A 20112-nucleotide genomic window follows, 5' to 3' on the forward strand; every position below is an offset into this window, starting at 1 on the left:
AGAGGGAGAAGAAGCAGCGTGCTTCACTCCTTCGGCCGGAGCTTTTCGACCTCGGCATCGCTGGGCAGGTAGTCCGAACCCTTGCGATAGGCGGCATCGACCATCACGCCCTTGCCGTCCTTCACCGCGGTCTTGCCGACGAAGGCGCCGAGCGTCGACTGGTGATCGATCTTGCGGAAGGTGATCTCGCCGAATGGCGAGGGTACCGAGAGGCCTTCGGCCGCCGCGATCAGCTTGTCGGCATCGGTCGAGCCAGCCTTGGCCAGGATCGCGGCCGCGGACTTGATGGTCTGGTAGCCGACGATCGAGCCGAGCCGCGGATAGTCGTTGTACTTGGCCTGATAGGCCTTCAGGAACGCATCATGCTCCGGCGTCTTGATCGAGTACCAGGGATAGCCGGTAACGATCCAGCCCTCCGGGGTCTCGTCCTTCAGCGGATCGAGATATTCGGGCTCGCCGGTCAGGAAGCTGACCACGTTGCGTCCCTTGAACAGGCCGCGGGTGTTGCCCTCGCGGACCAGCTTGACGAGGTCGGCGCCGAAGGTGACGTTGAGGATTGCCTCCGGATTGGCGGCGGCCACCGCCTGCACCACCGGACCCGCGTCGATCTTGCCCTGCGGCGGCCACTGCTCGTCGACCCACTGGATGTCGGGCCGCTTCTCGGACAGGAGCTTCTTGAACACGGCCACCGCCGACTGGCCATACTCGTAGTTGGGCGCGATCGTGGCCCAGCGCTTGGCCGGCAGCTTGGCGGCCTCCTCCACCAGCATCGCCGCCTGCATGTAGTTCGAAGGACGCAGGCGGAACGTATAGCGATTGCCCTTCGACCAGGTGACGGCGTCGGTCAGGGGTTCAGCGGCCAGGAAGAAGACCTTCTTCTGGTTGGCGAAGTCGCTGACGGCGAGGCCGATATTGGAGAGGAAGGTGCCCGCGAGCATCGCGACATTCTCGCTCGACACCAGTTCGTTAGCCGCGGTCTGCGCATCCGCCGGCTTGCCGCCGTCATCCTTGGAGACAACGACGAGCTTCTTGCCGTTGATGCCGCCGGCCGCGTTGATCTCTTCGACCGCAAGCTGCCAGCCCTTGCGATAGGGCTCGGTGAAGGCCGGCAACAGCGAGTAGCTGTTGATCTCGCCGATCTTGATCACGTCCTCGGCGGCGGCCGTCCTTGCCATGCCGGCCGCGGCGATGGCCAGGCCCGCCGCAAGCAGAAATCTCCGTCGCATCCCTTCAGCCTCCAAATGTTGAACGATTATTCTTTTGAACACGCTCTGTTCGGAAAACCGGTGTCCGCTTTTCCGGAGCATGCTCTCACTTAGCGCAAACCATCGTCGCCCTTGATCTCGCCGACCGTGAGACCGCCAACCCGCGGCAGCGGCCGGCCGCTGTCGGTCACCGCCAGCGCCACCACGATCTCGTTGGCACGCGGCGCATCGTTGATCTGCACCTCCATGCCGTCGAAATGGCTGCGCACGAAGGCGGCATCCTTGTGCCCGAGCGGAATATCGAGCGTGCAGCCGACCCCGCCGCGCTTCTTTGACGACGGGATCAGGGCCGCGCCCTTGCCGAGCACGTTCCGCACCGGCGCGCCCATCTTGGGATGCAAGATCGCTGCCGCATGCTCCAATTCGCCGTCGGCGCCGACTGCGGCCGCCTTGCCGTAGCTATGCGCTGAGGGCCCCTCAATGCCGAGCGCCGCGACGGCCTTTTTCGCCAACAGCTCGCCGAGTTCCTCGCCGATCGCGATCAGCGGCGAGAGATCCTCGACATAGCGCCCGGCGAAGGGATTTTCGATCACGGCAACGGCTGCGGCGCGGCGGGTCGGCGGCGCCACCGCCTGCCCCATTTCGCGATGGGTCTCCTCGACCACGGTGACGATCTTGCGGATGATGGCGCCCATCGTTCGTTACCCTGTCCTTGAGCCCGGCTGCATCAAACCTTACGCCGCGCTCGCCTGCAACTGTTGCGGACGATTGATCTCGAGCGGCTTCGCACAGATCAGGCGGATTTCGCCACAAAGCTGCAGCACCGCCCCCTCGATCAGCTCGCCCTCGAGCAACTGCCTCGCCCGCGGAGCGCCCTGCGCCAACGCCTCGGCAACCTCATCGCCGCTCAGTGCGCCGACCTCGCAGGTGACAAGGCGGTGACCGAGATCGGAATCCGGCTGCAATTCGTTGGCGGGCCGACGGACGACCGCGGGATGGCCGGGCAGATCGACCGCATTGGCAATGATGGTTGCGGCGGCGTCGGCCTGCGACGCCGTGCGCGCCAGCACGGTGACGGCATCGGCAATGCCGAGCGAGAAGCTGCGGCCGTGGCGGCCGGAGGTCGCGACGCCGCGGACGGTGTGCTCGGCGCGAACAGTGATGCTGCGCATCACGCCTGTTCCATCCGGACGGTCCATCAGGCCGACACTGAAGCGCGAACGATCGGACAGATGCAGCGCGATGTCGCCGCCATTGTTGACATAGGCGCGCGTGAGCTTGGCGGCACCGCGCATCGCGCCGAGGATTTCCTCGGCGACGGAACCTGCAACGGCCGCCATGGGGGTAATGAAAGTGTCCGCAGCATAAGGCGCGACCGCGCCGTACATGCGGCGGGCCACGATGCCCCGCAATCCGCAATGATCGGGCGCAGCTGCCTGGCGCAGCTCCGGCAGCTCGGCACAGAGCTCGTCGAGCAGGCCGGTGAAGCGCTGCACCGCCGCCTGGTAGGCAGCGCGAATCTCACCATCCGCCCCATCTGCTCCGATGATCAGATCGATCGGCCCGTCCTGCAGATGCAGGCGTCGACTGTCAGAGAGCAATGCGATCTCCGGGCGTCTCATCCCGCGCTCCGCGCCGGCCACGGCAATTGACGGATGTCCTTGGACACATCTTTCAGCGAGCCAAGCGGCTGCACGTAATCCATATGGCCGCCGAGCGCCGCATAGTCGGACAGCCTCAGCGTGAATTCGATCGGCGCCACGATCGCCGGCGTCGGCACATAGCCGAAGGCGCCAGCGGGCATCTGCGTCACATCGACCATGAAGGTGATGCCGCCGCCCGGCCAGACATAAACCGGCGCTCCGCCTGATGTCACGCGCGTCAGCGCATCCTTGACCGAGCGCGTCAGCCGCACCGGATTGTCGGTGACGCCCGCGCGCAGCGATCCGCCGGCACCCGCCATGAACAACACCGTGCACAGCGCCGGCTCGCAATTCTCCTGGATGCGCTCGACCGAGAATTTCAGGTCCGGCGGCATGTCGTGCTCGACCGGCTGCAGGGCCTCATCGAGCACGTAATAGCCGGCATGCTCACCAGTGGTGGAAACCATCAAGATCGTCGTGCCCGGACGCGCGGTCTTCGGATCGAACGGCCCAAGAATCGCAAGCGGGTCGGAGATGTCGGTCCCGCCCCAGCCGGTGCCGGGCTGCGCCACCTGGAAGTAGCGGCCGGGTGTCGAGCGCCGTCCCTTCATCTTGATGCCGGTTGCGGGGATGTCGAGCAGCTTGCCGGCCTGATGCTCGGACAGGACGCCGGTGATGTGGTCGTCGACAACGACGACCTCGTCGACCTTGCCCTGCCATTGCTTGGCGAACATGCCGATCGTTGCCGAGCCGCAGCCGACCCGCATCCGTTCTTCCTTGACGCCGTTGACGATCGGCGGCGCACCCGCCTGCACGATCACGCTGGCGCCGCCATCGATGACGAGCTCGACCGGCTTGCGGTTGCTGAGATCCATCAGCGCGTCGCAGGTGACACGGCCCTCCTTCTTCGAGCCGCCGGTCAGATGATGCACCCCGCCGAGGGAGAGCATCTGCGAGCCATATTCGCTGGTTGTGACATGGCCGACGGCCTCGCCGTCGACGCGGACGGTTGCGGTCTCCGGGCCGAGAAAACGGTCGGTATCGATCTTCACCTTGACGCCGCAATAGCTGAAGATGCCCTCGGTCACGACCGTGACCATGTCCACGCCGTCCACCTCGGACGAGACGATGAACGGCGCCGGTTTGTAGTCGGGATAGGTGGTGCCGGCCCCGATCGCGGTGACGAACAGATCGGGCTGCTGCACGATCTTGCCATCCCAATCGCCGCTCGCCTGGAACGGCACCAGCCTGCCGCCATGCGAGACGGTGCGCTCCAGCAGGATATGCGGGTCGACGCGCACCAGCACGCCATCCTGATTGGCGTAGCGGTCACAGGCGCCGGCGGCGCCCGGCTTGATGTAGCACATCACCGGACAGGCATCGCAGCGGATCTTGTCGCCGGCACTCTCGCTCGCCGTATCAGTCGTCATGCGGTCGCTCAATCAAATCCGAAATCGCTTCCCAAGGCCTCGAACGAAGCGGCTCTTGCAATTCATTCGTACACGAATGATGCTGTCCGTCGCTCGGAACTGTCAAGCGCCGGCACGCAGGAAAAGCTGCACTGCCGGATAAACGATCAGTTTGCCTCGCACAATGACGAGAAATCATGCACGCGCTGCAGCGCGAAACGTGGCACTTGCATGTTAGTATACAAACGATACGCTTCCGGCGCCGGTTCGCGCCGCAACCTTTGTTAACGATAGCAGATATCGAGACCGCAGGGATGACCCCAGCAACGCTCCGCCTGACCGTCAACGGCCAAGCGCATGATGTGGCGGTCGGGCCCGACACGCCCCTGCTCTATGTGTTGCGCAACGACCTCGGGCTCAACGGGCCGAAATATGGCTGCGGTCTCGGCCAATGCGGCGCCTGCACCGTGCTGGTCGACGGCCAAGCGGCGCGCTCCTGCGTGTTTCCGGTCGGAGGCTGCCTAGGCCACGACATCACCACGCTCGAAGGTCTCGGCTCGCGGGAGCAGCCTGATGCCGTGCAGCAGGCCTTCATCATGGAACAGGCGGCGCAATGCGGCTATTGCCTCAACGGCATGATCATGACCACCAAGGCGCTGCTCGCCATCAATCCGCACCCGTCGGAGGAGGAGATCCGCGAAGCGTTGCGCTATAATCTGTGTCGCTGCGGCGCCCATGTCGAGATCGTGCGCGCTGCGATGCGGGCGGCCGGCCACACGCTCGAGGCGCTGGACTGATGACGGACGGAACCCTGGGAGCCAGCAAACCGCCTCGCGGCTGCCTCTCGGTGGTACGGCTGGCGGCCGCGAACGCTGAGACCTTCATCCGGATCACGGCCGCCGGCGAGGTCACGGCCTACAACGGACACGTCGATCTCGGCACCGGCATCCGCACTGCGCTCGGACAGATCGTGGCGGAGGAGCTCGACGTCTCCTTTGCGCGCGTGGTCGTCGTGCTCGGCGACACCGCTCGGGTGCCCAATCAGGGCGCGACCATTGCCAGCGAAACCATCCAGATCACGGCGGTGCCGCTGCGGAAGGCGGCGGCGCAGGCGCGGCAATTCCTGCTGGCGCGCGCCGCGGAGCGGCTTGGCATCGCATGCGCTGAGCTCAGTATCGAAGACGGCCTGATCCGTGGCCCCGACAACCGCACGCTCAGCTATGGCGAACTAATCGAGGACGAGACGATCCGGCTCGAGCTTGCGGATGACGCCCCGGTCAAGGCCGCAAGCAGCTACACACTCGTCGGCACCTCGGTGCCGCGGGTCGACCTGCCGGCGAAAGCCACCGGCGAGCTGACCTATGTGCATGATGTCCGTGTGCCCGGCATGCTGCATGGCCGCGTGATCCGCCCGCCTTACGCCGGCGTCGATGCCGGTCCGTTCATCGGCACCAGCCTGCTCGGAATCGACAGGGATTCGGTCCGAGACATTCCGGGCCTCGTCGATGTCGTCGTGATCGGCGACTTCGTCGGCGTCGTCGCCGAGCGCGAGGAGCATGCAGCGGCTGCCGCCGAACGGCTGAAGATCGACTGGAAGCCGATGCCGTCCTTGCGCAATCTCGACGACGTCGAGAACGCGCTGCGCGCCAATCCATCGCGCCCGCGCAAGCTGCTCGACAAGGGCGACGTCGAGGCTGCAATCGGCACCGCCGCGAAACCGATGCAGCGCAGCTATCTCTGGCCCTACCAGATGCACGGCTCGATCGGTCCCTCCTGCGCCGTCGCCGACTACCAGCCCAGCCACGTCCGGATCTATTCCGGCACGCAGAACCCGCACATTCTGCGCAGTGATCTGGCGCTGCTGATCGACCGTCCCGAGCATGAGATCGAGGTGATCCGGCTGGAAGCGGCCGGCTGCTACGGCCGCAACTGTGCCGACGACGTGACTGCGGATGCGCTGCTGCTGTCACGCGCGGTCGGCCGTCCCGTGCGCGTCCAGCTCACCCGCGAGCAGGAGCATCTCTGGGAGCCCAAGGGCACCGCACAGCTGATGGACGTCAATGGCGGCCTCAACGCGGACGGTTCGGTGGCGGCCTACGACTTTGCCACACGCTATCCATCGAACGGTGCGCCGACGCTGGCGCTGCTGTTGACCGGCCGCATCGCCCCGGAGGCGATCGTGTGGGAGATGGGCGACCGCACCGCGATCCCGCCCTATGATTACGACCATATGCGCGTCACCGCACATGACATGCCGCCGATCGTCCGCGCCTCCTGGCTGCGCGGCGTCTCGGCGCTGCCGAATACGTTCGCTCATGAATCCTATATCGACGAGCTTGCCGCGGAGGCCGGCGTCGATCCGATCGCATATCGCCTGCGCTATCTGAAGGATGAGCGCGCCAGAGACCTGGTCAATGCGGTCGCCGAGCGCGCCGGCTGGGTGCCGCGGTCCGTCAGGCAGGAGAAGACGCCCCAAAACGACGTCGTGCGCGGCCGCGGCTTTGCCTATGCGCTGTACGTGCACAGCAAGTTTCCCGGCTATGGCGCGGCCTGGTCGGCCTGGATCGCCGATGTCGCGGTCAACACCGCAACCGGCGATGTCAGCGTCACGCGCGTGGTCGCCGGGCAGGATTCCGGCCTGATGATCAACCCGGATGGCGTGCGGCATCAGATCGAAGGCAATGTCATCCAGTCGACCAGCCGCGCGCTCATGGAGGAGGTCCCGTTCGCGCGCGGCAAGGTGGCGGCGCGGGAATGGGGCGCCTACCCCATCATCACCTTCCCCGACGTGCCCAAGATCGACGTCTTGATGCTGCCGCGGCCGGATCAGCCGCCGCTCGGGGTCGGCGAATCCGCCTCGGTGCCGAGCGCGGCTGCAATTGCGAACGCGATCTATGACGCGACCGGGGTCCGTTTCCGTGAGCCGCCCTTCACGCCCGAGCGCGTCCTGCAGGGCTTGCGCGGCGCGCAGGCGGAGGCGCCGCCGCCTAAGCCGCTCGCGCCTCCCGTTGCGGACAAGTCTCGCACCGCCTGGATCAAGCCGTTCGCCAAGCGCACCGGGCTTGTCGCAAGCGTCGCGGCCGCATGTACCGCCGCCATCGGCGTCGCCGCAGCCCTGCTACCCGGACGGGCCATCGCCCCGATTTCACGTCCCGATGCTTCCGTCTATTCCACCGCGACGATCGCGCGCGGCGAACAGCTCGCGGCGCTCGGCAATTGCGCGGTCTGCCACACCGCCGACGGCGGCATCGTCAATGCCGGCGGCCGCGCCCTGGAGACGCCGTTCGGCACCATCTTCAGCACCAACATCACGCCTGATGTCGAGACCGGCATCGGAGGGTGGTCATACCCTGCCTTCGAGCGCGCCATGCGCGAGGGCATCCACCGCGATGGCCGGCAGCTCTATCCAGCCTTTCCGTACCCGCATTTCGCGCGAACCCGCGATGCCGACCTGCAGGCGCTCTATGCCTATCTCATGGCACAGGCACCGGTGCGTCAGCAGGCGCCCGAGAACGAGCTGCGCTTTCCGTTCAACCTGCGCCCAGTGGTCGCCGGCTGGAACGCGCTCTTCCACAACGCCGGCGCGTTCAAGCCAGATCCGGCCAAGTCCGAACAATGGAATCGCGGCTTCTACCTGGTCGAGAGCCTCGGCCATTGCAGCGCCTGCCACTCGCCGCGCAACGCGCTCGGCGCCGAGCAACGCCAGGCTTATCTCGCCGGCGGCCTCGCCGAAGGCTGGGAGGCGCCCGCCCTCACCTCACTGTCATCGGCGCCGATTCCCTGGACGGAAGACGAGCTCTTTACGTATCTGCGCACAGGCCAGTCGCGCTTCCATGGCGTGGCGGCCGGCCCGATGGCGCCGATCGTGAATGACCTCGGCCGTTTGCCTGACGCTGATATCAGAGCGATGGCGATCTATCTCGCCTCGTTCCGGGACGCGCTGCCCGACGCCGCCACGCTGGAAGCAAAAGCGCAGCAGCTCGAGACCAGCACCAAGGTCACGTCCGCTTCGTCCCCGGCGGCACGGCTCTATCTCGGCGCCTGCGCGGTCTGCCATGAGGTCGGCGGCCTGCCGCTGTTCGGCAGCCGTCCCTCGCTGTCGCTGAACAGCAACATCCACAGCGCGATGCCCGACAATCTGATCCAGGTGATCCTGCACGGCATCGCCAGGCCGGCGTCACCTGACCTCGGCTATATGCCGGCATTTGCCGAACACCTCAGCGACGCGCAGGTCGTCGAACTCGTCTCTTATCTCCGCGGCCAATTCGCGCCCGATAAGCCGGCCTGGCACGGCATCGATTCCGCGGTCAGCCGGCTTCGCACCGCCGGACAGCACTGAGCCCTCCTCGCCCGCACGTTGATCGCTAGCGTTGCGCAATCGCGCATCAGTTGATGCTGGATATTTCGTCTTGCGGAGGGCGTGGGCCGATCTTAGAATTTGGTACCATGTTCCGAAATTTGGAACTAGAGGACCCAGCCATGAGCGCCCTGACCTCCGCTATCGACATCCTGCGCTGCTTTTCCACGACCCGGCCGGACCTCTCCTTCGCCGACGTCCAGGCGCTGACTGGCAAGCCCAAGAGCTCGACCTCGCGGCTGCTTCGCTCGTTGCGCGACTGTGGATTGTTGGAGCAGGACCCGAACAGCCGCCGCTACCGCCCTGGCCTGCTCACGTTCGAACTTGGCCGGCTGCACCGCGCCCATGACGACCTGATCGCCACCGCGGAGCGCGAGCTGCGCGAGGTCTGCACGCGCACCGGTCACACCGGCTACATCGCGGTGCTCGACGGCTATCAACAGGTCGTGCTGCGCATCGTGCCGGGGTCCAATCCGCTGCGCGTCGTCAATCCGCCGGGTCAGCGCACGCCGGCAATCATCACCTCGAACGGCCGCGCCATGCTGGCGCGCTTGTCCGACGCGGAGATCCGCGCCCGGGTGCCGCTCGACTACCCGAAGGTGCCGGCGAACTCGCCGCAGAATTTCGAGCAGCTGATCGCGCGCCTGAACGAGATTCGCCGCACCGGCGTCTCGGATGCCGCCGACGAAGCGATCGAGGGCGTCGGCTCGCAAGGCTTTGCGCTGGCGAACGGCGAGACCGGCGAGCTGATCGGCATCGCGATCTCCTATTCGGTGCAGGCGACGACCGAAATCGAGCGCGCCATCGTCCGTCGCGAGCTCGGCGCCATGGCCGAGAAGCTTCGGCGCATGACCGGCGATCCGCTCGGGCAGCCGGTCGAGCTCCGCGCCGGATTGGCATCCTGATGGGCCGGCCCGCCGGGTCTCATATCAATGGGCTCGCGCTACTCATCCTGCCCAGCGCGCTGCTGTTCGCGTTGTTCTTCTTCCTGCCGATCGGCCTGATGGCGGTGATGAGCCTGCTCACCGGCAATCCGGTGGTCATGCCGCACGTCGCCTTCACGACCAAGCACTATCAGAGGTTGGCCGACGACAGCTATTATCTCGAGGTGATCTGGACCACGATCCGAATCGGACTCTGGACCACGTTGATCGCGCTCCTGATAGGCTATCCGCTGGCGCATTGGATGGCGCGGATCAAGAGCCGGGCCGGCCACGCGCTGTTATTGATGGCGGTGCTGGCGCCGATGCTGACCGGCATCGTGGTGCGCACCTTTGCCTGGATGACGCTGCTGTCGGACAAGGGCGTCATCAATCAGATCCTGCTGTCGCTGGGGTTGATCGAAAAGCCATTGCAGCTGATGTACAATGAGACCGGTATCATCATCAGCCTCGTCCACATCTATGTGCCGTTCATGGTGCTGACTCTGACCGGCGTGATCGGCCGCATCGACGAGCGGCTGGAGCAGGCCGCGGAAAATCTCGGCGCGAGTCCCTTGCGCGCGTTCTTCGAGGTGACGTTGCCACTGAGCCTGCCGGGCATTCTCGCCGGCTCGCTGCTGGTGTTTGCGCTCGCGATCAGCGCCTATGTCACGCCGATCCTGCTCGGCGGCTTCCAGATCATGACATTGCCGATCCTGATCTATCAGCAGATCTCGGCGAACTTCAATATCGGCTTCGCCGCGGCACTCGGCATGGTGCTGCTCGTGATCTCGTTCATGCTCGTGGTCGCCTACAATCATATGCTCGGCCTGGTTTCCGGGCAGCGCGAGTTGCAGTGAAGGGGGCATCGATGGCGACGTCAGTCACGCCCTCACCAACCCTGGCGCGGCCGGAGCTCGCGGGCGCAAGCCATAGCACGGCTCAAGTGATAGCACATCGCTCGGCGCCCGGCCGCACCGGCCGCGCCATCTACCTCACGGCCAATATCGCCATCCTGGTATTCCTGCTGGCACCGATTGCGATCGTATTCGTGTTCGCTCTCAATCCGACGCCGTTCATCCAGTTTCCGCCCGTCGGCGTGTCGCTGCGCTGGTTCGAAAAGTTCTTCTCGGCGCGCGACTTCATGCATGCGCTGGTCTTCAGCCTGGAAGTGGCCGCATTGACGACGGTGGCGGCCACCGTGCTCGGCGCCTCCGCCGCGCTTGCGATCGCGCGCGGCAATATTCCGGGATCGCGGATCATCGTCGCGACCATGCTGTCGCCTTTGATGCTGCCGGCGATCCTGACCGGGCTTGCGCTGTTCCAGGCCTATGTGCTGCTCGACGTTGGCCGCCCGGTCTGGGGCTTGGTTGCCGGCCACACGCTGGTCACCATTCCCTATGTGGTTCGCACCACACTCGCCGTCCTACAAAATTTCGACGTCAGACTGGAGGAAGCTGCGCAAAATCTCGGTGCCAGTCCGGCGCGAACCTTCTTTGAGGTGACCCTGCCGCTGGTCAAGCCCGGCGTGCTCGCCGGCGCGATCTTCGCCTTCATCGTCTCCTTCGACCAATTTCCGGTATCGCTGTTCCTGGTCTCGCCCGGCAACGAGACCCTGCCGATCACGCTGTTCAACTATCTCAAATTCGATCTCGATGGCACCATCGGCGCCGCCTCCGTGATTTCGATCCTGCTCGCCGTCCTCGTCGTCATCGCGCTCGACCGCACCATGGGCCTGCGCTCCACTGTCAAACTCTAACGGAGATCCCACCATGACATCCGCATCGCGCGCGCATCTGACCCGCCGCCGGCTGCTGGCCGCCGGTGCCTCGCTCGGCCTCGGCGCGGTCGCTGCCCCCTATGTCGCACGTGCCGAGGAGCCGGTGCTCAACATCACCGGTTGGGGCGGCAAATGGGGCGACGTGATGAGCGCCGAGATCGGACCGGCGTTCGAGAAGGAGTTCAAGTGCAAGCTCAGGACCGATACCGCCCTGCCGTTCCTGCCGAAGCTGCAGGCGAGCTCGCGCTCGGCGCCGATCTATGACGTCCTGCATACCAACTCCAACGAACAATGGGCTGCGGCCGAGATGGGCCTGGTCGAGCCCAAGGTTGATCCCAAGCTGGTGCCGAACATCGCCGACCTCTATCCGTACGCTGCGAGCGACAAGATCGTCGGCATCTCGATCTTCACCAGCGCGATCGGGCTCGGCATGCGGACCGACAAGGGCTATGGCCCCATCACCTCCTGGAAGGAGCTGTGGGACGCGAAATACAATGGCGTGCGCGGTGGCTATGTGATCCCGGTCAACAGCCTCGGCCAAGCCTTCGTGATGATGTGTGGCACGCTGTTCGGCAAGGGACAGACCGACCTCGATGCGGCCTATGCGGCGCTCGAGAAGCTGAAGCCGATCAAGCTGGTCGACTTCACCGGCGCGATGGAGAAGCTGTTCCTCTCGGGCGAGGTCGGCCTCGGCGTCATCCACGATTCCGGCATCTACCGCTATGACGGCCAAAATCAGCCGATCGACTTTGTCACCCCGAGCGAGGGCGTGCTGTCGCTGGAGCAGGTGCTGACGATCACGCCTGGCAGCAAGATGAAGGAGCTCGCCAACGCCTACGTCAACTACATGCTGCGCCCCGAGGTGCAGAAGCGGCTGGCCGAAACCGTCTGGTACTCGCCGGCGAACGAGAAAGTTAAGCTCGAGGCCAAATACGACGCCAAGCTCCTGACCACGCCGGAGAAGGTCTCGAAGCTCATCCAGGTCGATTGGAAGTGGTACAATGCGCAGAAGGATGCGATCGACAGCCGCATCAACCGGATCTTCCGGGCATGAGCGCGGGCATTGAGATCGCCGAGGTCAGCAAGGTCTATGATGGCGGCGTCCGCGCGGTGGACTCGGTGGCGATGGAGATCAAGGCCGGCGAATTCTTCTCCCTGCTCGGCCCCTCCGGCTGCGGCAAGACGACCACCTTGCGGATGATCGCAGGTTTCGATACCCCGAGCTCGGGCGAGATCCGCATCGACGGCGCCGACATCACTCATGTGCCCGCGCACAAGCGCGACATGGCGATGGTGTTCCAGAACTACGCGCTGTTTCCGCACCGGACCGTCGCCGAGAATGTCGGCTTCGGCCTGCGCATGCGCAAGCTCGACAAGGCGACGATCGCAGCCAAGGTGAAGGCGGCATTGGCCATGGTCGAGCTGTCGGGCATGGACGATCGCCGGCCGGCCCAACTGTCCGGCGGCCAGCAGCAGCGCGTGGCACTGGCCCGCGCCATCGTGATCGAGCCGCGTGTGCTGCTCTGCGACGAGCCGCTCGGCGCACTCGACAAGAAGCTGCGCCAGCAGATGCAGTTCGAGCTGAAGCAGCTCCAGAAGAACTTGGGCCTCACACTCGTGTTCGTGACGCACGACCAGGAGGAGGCGCTGGCAATGTCGGACCGCATCGCGGTGATGAATGCAGGCCGCGTCGAGCAGGTCGGCACGCCGGTCGAGATCTACGACCGGCCGCAGACGCGCTTCGTCGCCGACTTCATCGGCGACACCAACATCTTTCGCGGCCAGCGCGTCACGGTCGACAACAACGGCACCGGGATTGCGGCCGGCAACGGCCTGGTGCTGGAATTGCCCGGCCCGCCTGCTGCCGCCGACGGCGCGGTGCTTTCGGTGGCGCTGCGTCCGGAGAAGATCCGACTCGCACCCAAGGTCGATACACTGCATCCGAAGCACGCGTCAGCCAACGGCACGGTCGAGAGCACCAACTTCCTTGGTGGCGCCGTGCTGTATCGCATTGCGCTCGATAGCGGCCATCGCGTGCTGGCGCAGCAGCCCAATGCGGGCGCTGGCCAACTCTATGCACCGGGCGCTCCGGTCATGCTCGGCTGGACGCCTGCCGATCTCGTCATCCTCAAGGATTAGTAACTGATATGAACAAGCCACTCCAACACCGACGCATGGGCGTCGTGGTGATCGGGCAAAGTCCCCGGCCCTCGATGCAGGCCGAGATCGCGGCGGTGCTGTCGCCTGCCGTTACAATCGAGCTGCGCGGTGCGCTCGACGGCATGAGCCGTAATGAGATCGATGCGATTCCGCCTCTCGACGGCGCCGACGCGCTGTTCACGCTGCTGCCCAATGGCGACAATGTCCGCATCAGCAAGAAGGCGGTCGAAGGCCGCGCCAATGCGCAGCTCGCCCGCTTCAAGCAGGAGGGCATCGACGTGGCGATGCTGGCCTGCACCGGCAAATTCCCCAACCTCGCAGCCGATGGCCTGGTTATCCTGCCCTCGGCGGTGCTGCATCGGATGGTCGAGGCCGTGTTGCCGAAGGGCCGGCTCGGCGTGTTCTCGCCGCTACCCGAGCAGACCGCGCTGATCGCCACCAAGTGGCAGCGCGAGGGTGTCGAGGTCATCGGCGTCACGCTGCAGCCGGGCTCAGACGATGCCACGGTCGATGCGGCCGCGCGCGAGATGGCAAGCAAGCAACCCGATCTCGTTGTGCTCGACTGCATGAGCTACACCAGCGCCAACAAGGCTCGCCTGCGTCAGCATTATTCCGGGCCGGTGATCCTGTCGATTGCGGCCGCTGCACGCGTGGTCGAGGAGCTGGTCTCGTGAGCGCGACCGAGTTGAAGACGATCAGCCTCGACGATATCGAGGCGCTGGCGGTCGGCGCCTGGATCCTCGGCACCGGCGGCGGCGGCAGCCCGTATCTCGGACTACTCAATCTGCGCAGGCTCTACGCCGAGGGCCATCGCGTGCAGCTGATGTCGCCGCTCGACCTCGACGACGACGATTGGGTCGCCGTGGTCTCCAACATGGGCGCGCCGTTGGTGGGCCAGGAGCGGCTCGCCGACAGCCGCAGCATCGCGCGCGCCGTGCGCATGCAGGAGGAGATCAACAACATCAAATTCCGCGCGGTGATGTCGGTTGAGATCGGCGGCGGCAATGGCGTACAGGCGCTGATGGCAGCCGCGCATCTCGGCATTCCCGTCGTCGATGCCGACTGCATGGGCCGCGCCTTCCCCGAAGCGCAAATGACGTCGGTCGCGATCGGCGACCTGCGCCCCTACCCCTGCACACTCTACGATCCTCGCGGTATCGAGGCTGTGGTCACCAAGGTGCCGAGCTGGAAATGGATGGAGCGGGCCAGCCGCAAGATCTGCGTCGAGATGGGTTCGATCGCCTCGACCAGCAAGGCGCCGCGCACCGGACGCGAGGTCAAGGACTGGGGCATTCATTTCACCACCACGAAGGCGATCAGCATCGGCCGCGCGGTGCAAGAGGCCAATCGCCGCCATGAAGATCCGATCGCGGCCATCCTCGCCTGCGAGGGCGGCCAAAGGCTCTTCACCGGCAAGATCGTCGATGTCGAGCGCCGCACCACCGAGGGGTTCTTGCGCGGCAGTGCAGTCATCGAAGGCAGCGACGCCGATCGCGGCACCAAGCTGAAGCTCTCGTTCCAGAACGAATGGATCGTGGCCTGGCGCGACGGCGAGGCGATCGCGATGTCGCCGGACCTGATCTGCGTGCTCGACAGCGTCAACGGCCACGGCATCGGCACTGAGACAGTGCGTTACGGTCAGCGGGTCACCGTCGTGGCGCTGCCCGCGCCGGCGGTGCTGACCAGCCCCCGCGGCCTCGAATTCGTCGGCCCTCGTGCATTTGGTTACGATCTCGATTTCCGGTCGCTTTTCGCGCCCGTAGGAGTTTGATTGATGAAGCGTATTGGTATCGATGTCGGTGGCACCAACACCGACGCCGTCCTGATTGCGGACGACAAGGTGGTTCATTCCGTCAAGTGCCCGACCACGGCCGACGTCACCTCCGGCATTCTTCAGGCGTTGAAGGCGTTGCGCACCAAGCCGGCGGCGGCCGTACCGGTCGATGCAGTCGTGATCGGCACCACGCATTTCATCAATGCGGTCGTGCAACGCCGTCATGTGCAGAAGATCGGTGCCGTCCGGATCGGCATGCCGGCCTCCGCTACACTGCCGCCGTTCTGCGACTGGCCGGCCGATCTCGCCGCGCTGGTCAGTGGCGAGGTGGTCATGCTGGAGGGCGGCCACGACTACGACGGCCGTCCGTTCATGCCGCTCGACCTCGCAGGACTGAAAGCGGCGGCGCGCAGCGTCAAGGACAAGGGCTTGCGCTCGGTGGCCGTGAGTTCGTCCTTCTCGCCGCTCGACCCGAGTTGCGAGATCATCGCGCGCGACATCTTTGCCGAGATCTGCCCGGACGTTGCGGTCACCTTGTCGCACGACCTCGGCCGCATCGGTCTGCTCGAGCGCGAGAATGCCGCGCTCTTGAATGCGGCACTCCATGATCTAGCGGTGACGACGGTCGCCGCCTTCCGCAAGGCGATTGCCGATTCCGGCATCGATGCGCCGCTGTTCCTGACCCAGAACGACGGCACCGTGATGCAGGCGGAGATCGCGACCGCATTTCCGGTGATGAGCTTCGCCTCGGGCGCGACCAATTCGATGCGCGGCGCAGCCTATCTCTCCGGTCTCGACGATGCGATGGTGGTCGATGTCGGCGGCACCACCAGCGACATCGGCCAGCTGCGCCACGGTTTTCCGCGCGAGGCTAATGCGGTGGTCGAGGTCGGCGGGGTCCGAACGCTGTTCCGGATGCCCGACCTGCTCTCGATCGGGCTCGGTGGCGGCAGCCATGTGGACGAGAATCCGGTCCGCGTCGGCCCGCTCAGCGTCGGCTATCGCTTAACGGAGGACGCGCTGGTGTTCGGCGGCAGCAGACTGACCGCAACCGATATCGCTGTCGCAGCAGGCCTCGTCGACATCGGCAACCGCTCGCGTGTGGCGCATCTGGGCAAGAGCCTGATCGAGGCGGCGCTGGCCGATGCCCATCGCAAGCTGGCCGACGACATCGACCGCATGAAGACCGAGGCCGGAGACGTGCCATTGCTCGCTGTCGGCGGCGGCGCGTTCCTGGTGCCCGATCGGCTGCCCGGCATTTCCGAGATCGTCCGCGTGCCCCATGGTGACTGCGCCAATGCGGTCGGCGCGGCCATCGCGCAGGTCAGCGGCGAGGCCGACCAAGTGTTCCGCGATCTTACCCGCGACGAGGCGATTGCGGCCGCACGTGCCATCGCCGAGGATCGCGCCGTGCAGGCCGGCGCCGAGCGCGAGAGCCTGAAGACGGTCGATGTCGAGGACATGCCGATCGCCTACCTGCCGGGCAATGCATTGCGGGTGCGCGTCCGTGTCGCCGGCGCGATCGCCGATCCGAACATCGATGCGGCGGCCTGAGATGCCTCGTCGGATTTCCATTCACGACGCAGAGGAGGAGCGGGTCGCCGTTCCTCGTCACTGATCCCCGGTCACAGCCCTCACCGCGTTGCTGACCTCAATCACGCGCTGTGCGGGGCCCGATTTTGCATCGGGCGCCTCATTGCCCATGCCCAGGCTGAGGACGATCGTTCTGCCCTGATATTCGATCGAGAGCTGATGAGCATTGACCGGCGGAATGTCGCCGATCTGGGACGGAAGGCTGTTGAGGCCCGCGGCGGCGAGCACCTTTGCAAGTTCGGCCTGCTGCTCTGGCGTCAATTGGCCGCGCCGATGTGGCGCGTTGATCTCTGCACCACGGAACTGCGCGACTTCATAGCTGCAGTCCCCATTGATGGTCCAGATCGTCCCGGTCTTCCCTGCAAATCCGTCCTGCGAATCCTTGACCGTAAGCATGGGACCACCCGCGCAGTTGGCGGCGCCCGACGGAACGGGCTGCATCATGATGGCCGCCAACGCCAGCAACACGACACGTGCTGCAGCCAGAGGCCTGATGCTGGTGTTCTGCCGTCTCATGACTTGAACATAGTGACCAAGATCGTTTGCGGAAGGGGCGGACGAACCGTCCGCCCCTTTGGCGCGCTCTATTGCAAGACCGTGATTGCTCGTCCTCCATCGTCTCGCGACAGCGAGATGTTGGGCAGGGGTGGACTGCGCGTCGGGTTCGTCGCGGAAATGCCGACCGTCACGCCGGACTCTTGGGTTTGTCCGAGCGCGACCGTCGTGAGCGCTGCCGGCCCGCCGGCCGCCTCGAAAGCCTCGATCGTCATCACGCCAGAGCTGAGGGAGAGCGATCCTCCGGCAATCCACACTTTCCAGTAGATCGTGTGGTCGCCAGCCGGGAGATCGATCGCGAACTTGGTCTCCATCGCTGCCCACTGATTGGCAGCTGGCAGGCTGAAGCTGCGATAGGAGTCGGTCCAGACGACATTCGGCTGCGCGCCGTTGTAGACGCCGCTCTCGAACTGAACCGGTCCGGTGCTGCTGGCGCTGGTATCAGCCGAGATGTGGACCTGACCCGGCTTGTCCAAATGAATGGTCGCCTGCAGGATATTGCTGTTCGCATTGACGGTCTTCACCGGCGTCCATGGGAACGAAGCCGATGCGCCAACCGATGGTCCACCGACAGGGGGATCGGCCGGCCGCGGAATCTTGCGGGAGTCGGCCGCGTTCGCGAGCGCACGGAAATGCGGCGTTCCATTCGCGAGGTTGCCGTCGTTGTCGTCGACGATAAAGCTCAGGCGAACGGCGTCGGCGACATCAGCCGGATTGGCGGCAGCTGCGCCGAGCACGAGGCGTGCTGCGATGGCATAGGCCTCGTCATCCGAAAACGTCTGCTTGAGTTGCTGCACGAGCTCCCAGGTGAAGCCCGCATAGGGCCGGCCGACCACGTGCGGGTCAGGACTTGCGGCAGGCCACAGCACGACGTCGCTCGCCGGCCTGAGGCAGGTGCCCGGTCCGAAGAAGTCGCGGCCGACGCAGGGTTGACGCGTCGCAAGGACCGCCATGGAATCGCCGAAGCCTTCGCTGTAGCCGGCGTGCACGATCCCGCCCTTTGCGGCATCGATTCCATGACCATACTCGTGCATCACGACGTCTGAATACGCCGTGTTCGGGCAGTTGTTGCCGGCCTTGAAGAAGTTGAGCGATGACCCGTTCCAGAAGGCATTGCAACTATTGTTGATGTTGGTGAGCACCGGCAGATTGGCGAGATCGGTCGGAGCAAGGATGTTGTGGGCGAGATCGCGCGCGAAATTCGCCCAGTAGAATGCGGATGTCTGAGCAAGCTGGTCATCTCCGCCGGCACCGAAATTTAGATTGATCGGCGGCGAAGACGGTCCGGTCTGCGCCGTCTCCATGCTGGGGCCGGACTGATTGTTGATGACGAAGAATGGACCACGCAGCTTGTCGCGAATTTCGGTACTGCCGGCAGCCGTGGTGAATCCGTAGCGCCCGTCGGCTCCCGTGATCTGCTTGGCATTGTCGGATTGACGTGTGACCTCAACCTCCGACATCGGCCGATTGGCGGTCGGCTGCGATGGGCTCGTCGCCCAGATGTTGCCGGTCACGATGCCGCTGTGCGTGTGATAGACCTCGCTCTCCCAGTTCAGGACACGCGGTTCACCAACCGCAGCGACCCAGTATTTGCGCACATTGGCGTCGCCGGGCGCGCCGGAGCTGAGTGTGAATGTCCAGCTCAGATTGCCCTTCTGCTGATCGTCGACCCAAATCTGCAGTTCGGGCCTCGGATCGGGACCCGCGAAGGCAGCGCCGGCATCACGGCGTGCCGCCTGGACCGCAGCAGCTGGTGCGACCGTCGGCTGCGTGGCGTCGAATGTGTTCGGCATGCCGCGCTTGCGCGTCACCAGAATACGGCCATCACCCGCGACGACAGTGAGATAGTCGCTTCCTTTCGACAAGGGCACGCCATGGTAAGCCAACGGAAACACCGTGATAAATTTTTCCGTTGCAGCCGCGGCAGCGGCGGTCGGGTTCGCCCCAGGCGCCACGCTAGCCTGCCGCTCGGTGGCGCCGATATGGCTCGCCGTCGCCGGCAACAGTGAATACCCGTCCGGAAGATCCGTCTGCACCGCGGCGGCAGACGCAAATCCTGCAGCCGCGGCGCGCACCGCGGCCGACGCCGCCGGCAGCGCGACCGACTGATTGACCGACTGATTGACCGACGCATACTGCGCCTGCAACCTGCTTCCATCGGGATAGCGATTGTCGGCGGGCGCCGCTGCCAGCGGGCTTGCGGGCACTTGCTGCGCGGAAGCCGGGACGACGGTCGTAGCAACGGCCGAAATCATTCCAAGGACCTTGACTGAGTCCCACATCAGATCACGTGGACACATTTTGGTCTCCCTCCGTGGATTTGGATTCGCATCGTGCATTGGCGCGACGGGCCTCGCTGACGGGATTCCCAAACGTCAGGCGACCGAGAGAACCTTGAAGTCCTATCGATGTCGGAAGCGATTGGAGTCCGACAGCGACGCTCTCGCGGATGCTCCAATAAACAGACCACTCAAGGTTGTCCTATGAACAGCTTCACAAGTTCGGCGTATTTGTCCCTGTCAGCCAACAACACCCAGATGTGGGTTGTGCAAAGCCCATTGCATTTTCATTTGCGACTTGAGGTAGAAAGCGCTCCACTACCCTGATGCGGCCTCGCAAGCTGGGACCGGACTGCGTCATTGCGCCGCGCTTTCTTCTGTGTGCGCCGTCCAAGCGATGCGCAGCCAGGCACGGGTCCGCATTGCCGGCGCGATTG

Annotated in this window: 16 protein-coding genes; 10 read left to right on the plus strand and 6 right to left on the minus strand. The window is 65.1% G+C overall.

Translation table 11 applies throughout. The annotated features are described in order from the left end of the window. Nucleotides 1-23 precede the first annotated feature (23 nt). The 4 genes from ACQR1W_RS36880 to ACQR1W_RS36895 all read right to left on the minus strand — a co-directional run bounded on the left by ACQR1W_RS36880 (nucleotide 24) and on the right by ACQR1W_RS36895 (nucleotide 4278). Nucleotides 24-1226 carry an ABC transporter substrate-binding protein gene (locus ACQR1W_RS36880; protein ID WP_434855362.1) on the minus strand — a complete coding sequence of 401 codons (1203 nt, stop codon included), beginning with the start codon at nucleotides 1224-1226 and terminating at the stop codon, nucleotides 24-26. 89 nt (nucleotides 1227-1315) lie between these two features. Beyond that, complete coding sequence (locus tag ACQR1W_RS36885) at nucleotides 1316-1900, minus strand: amino acid synthesis family protein (protein WP_434855363.1); 585 nt, start codon at nucleotides 1898-1900, stop codon at nucleotides 1316-1318. 39 nt (nucleotides 1901-1939) lie between these two features. Next, nucleotides 1940-2827: a UPF0280 family protein gene (locus tag ACQR1W_RS36890; protein WP_434855364.1), complete on the minus strand. Its 888-nt coding sequence runs from the start codon at nucleotides 2825-2827 to the stop codon at nucleotides 1940-1942. After that, nucleotides 2824-4278, minus strand: a complete 1455-nt coding sequence (locus ACQR1W_RS36895; protein ID WP_434855365.1) for a 6-hydroxynicotinate reductase — start codon at nucleotides 4276-4278, stop codon at nucleotides 2824-2826. Before ACQR1W_RS36895 ends, ACQR1W_RS36890 begins: the two co-directional genes overlap by 4 nt. A 293-nt stretch (nucleotides 4279-4571) precedes the next feature. Between ACQR1W_RS36895 and ACQR1W_RS36900 the strand changes: the two genes are divergently transcribed. The 10 genes from ACQR1W_RS36900 to ACQR1W_RS36945 all read left to right on the plus strand — a co-directional run bounded on the left by ACQR1W_RS36900 (nucleotide 4572) and on the right by ACQR1W_RS36945 (nucleotide 16802). Next, nucleotides 4572-5054, plus strand: coding sequence for a (2Fe-2S)-binding protein (locus tag ACQR1W_RS36900; RefSeq protein ID WP_434855366.1), 483 nt, complete (start codon nucleotides 4572-4574; stop codon nucleotides 5052-5054). Further along, the gene (locus tag ACQR1W_RS36905) at nucleotides 5054-8596 is read left to right on the plus strand and encodes a molybdopterin cofactor-binding domain-containing protein (protein ID WP_434855367.1); all 3543 of its coding nucleotides are present in this window, start codon (nucleotides 5054-5056) and stop codon (nucleotides 8594-8596) included. Before ACQR1W_RS36900 ends, ACQR1W_RS36905 begins: the two co-directional genes overlap by 1 nt. Nucleotides 8597-8736: 140 nt before the next feature. Continuing rightward, nucleotides 8737-9519, plus strand: coding sequence for an IclR family transcriptional regulator (locus ACQR1W_RS36910; RefSeq protein WP_434855368.1), 783 nt, complete (start codon nucleotides 8737-8739; stop codon nucleotides 9517-9519). After that, the gene (locus tag ACQR1W_RS36915) at nucleotides 9519-10394 is read left to right on the plus strand and encodes an ABC transporter permease (protein ID WP_434855369.1); all 876 of its coding nucleotides are present in this window, start codon (nucleotides 9519-9521) and stop codon (nucleotides 10392-10394) included. Before ACQR1W_RS36910 ends, ACQR1W_RS36915 begins: the two co-directional genes overlap by 1 nt. An 11-nt stretch (nucleotides 10395-10405) precedes the next feature. Continuing rightward, nucleotides 10406-11293 carry an ABC transporter permease gene (locus ACQR1W_RS36920; RefSeq protein WP_434855370.1) on the plus strand — a complete coding sequence of 296 codons (888 nt, stop codon included), beginning with the start codon at nucleotides 10406-10408 and terminating at the stop codon, nucleotides 11291-11293. 13 nt (nucleotides 11294-11306) lie between these two features. Then, entirely contained in the window at nucleotides 11307-12368 is a 1062-nt protein-coding gene (locus ACQR1W_RS36925; RefSeq protein ID WP_434855371.1) for an ABC transporter substrate-binding protein, read from the plus strand. Then, the gene (locus ACQR1W_RS36930; RefSeq protein ID WP_434855372.1) at nucleotides 12365-13453 is read left to right on the plus strand and encodes an ABC transporter ATP-binding protein; all 1089 of its coding nucleotides are present in this window, start codon (nucleotides 12365-12367) and stop codon (nucleotides 13451-13453) included. The genes ACQR1W_RS36925 and ACQR1W_RS36930 overlap by 4 nt, the downstream gene beginning before the upstream one ends. Nucleotides 13454-13461: 8 nt before the next feature. Further along, complete coding sequence (locus tag ACQR1W_RS36935) at nucleotides 13462-14148, plus strand: AroM family protein (protein WP_434855373.1); 687 nt, start codon at nucleotides 13462-13464, stop codon at nucleotides 14146-14148. Continuing rightward, the gene (locus ACQR1W_RS36940; RefSeq protein ID WP_434855374.1) at nucleotides 14145-15245 is read left to right on the plus strand and encodes a DUF917 domain-containing protein; all 1101 of its coding nucleotides are present in this window, start codon (nucleotides 14145-14147) and stop codon (nucleotides 15243-15245) included. The genes ACQR1W_RS36935 and ACQR1W_RS36940 overlap by 4 nt, the downstream gene beginning before the upstream one ends. Nucleotides 15246-15248: 3 nt before the next feature. After that, a complete protein-coding gene (locus ACQR1W_RS36945) occupies nucleotides 15249-16802 on the plus strand; it encodes a hydantoinase/oxoprolinase N-terminal domain-containing protein (RefSeq protein ID WP_434855375.1) in 1554 nt (517 codons plus the stop codon). 57 nt (nucleotides 16803-16859) lie between these two features. Here the strand turns inward: ACQR1W_RS36945 and ACQR1W_RS36950 are convergent, their stop codons facing one another. Beyond that, on the minus strand, nucleotides 16860-17297 hold the full coding sequence (locus ACQR1W_RS36950; RefSeq protein WP_434855376.1) for a hypothetical protein: 438 nt from the start codon (nucleotides 17295-17297) through the stop codon (nucleotides 16860-16862). Nucleotides 17298-17425: 128 nt separating this feature from the next. Continuing rightward, nucleotides 17426-19696, minus strand: coding sequence for a hypothetical protein (locus tag ACQR1W_RS36955; RefSeq protein WP_434855377.1), 2271 nt, complete (start codon nucleotides 19694-19696; stop codon nucleotides 17426-17428). Nucleotides 19697-20112 lie beyond the last annotated feature (416 nt).

Origin of the sequence: Bradyrhizobium sp. HKCCYLS1011, assembly GCF_051167795.1 — a bacterium.
Taxonomy (GTDB): domain Bacteria; phylum Pseudomonadota; class Alphaproteobacteria; order Rhizobiales; family Xanthobacteraceae; genus Bradyrhizobium.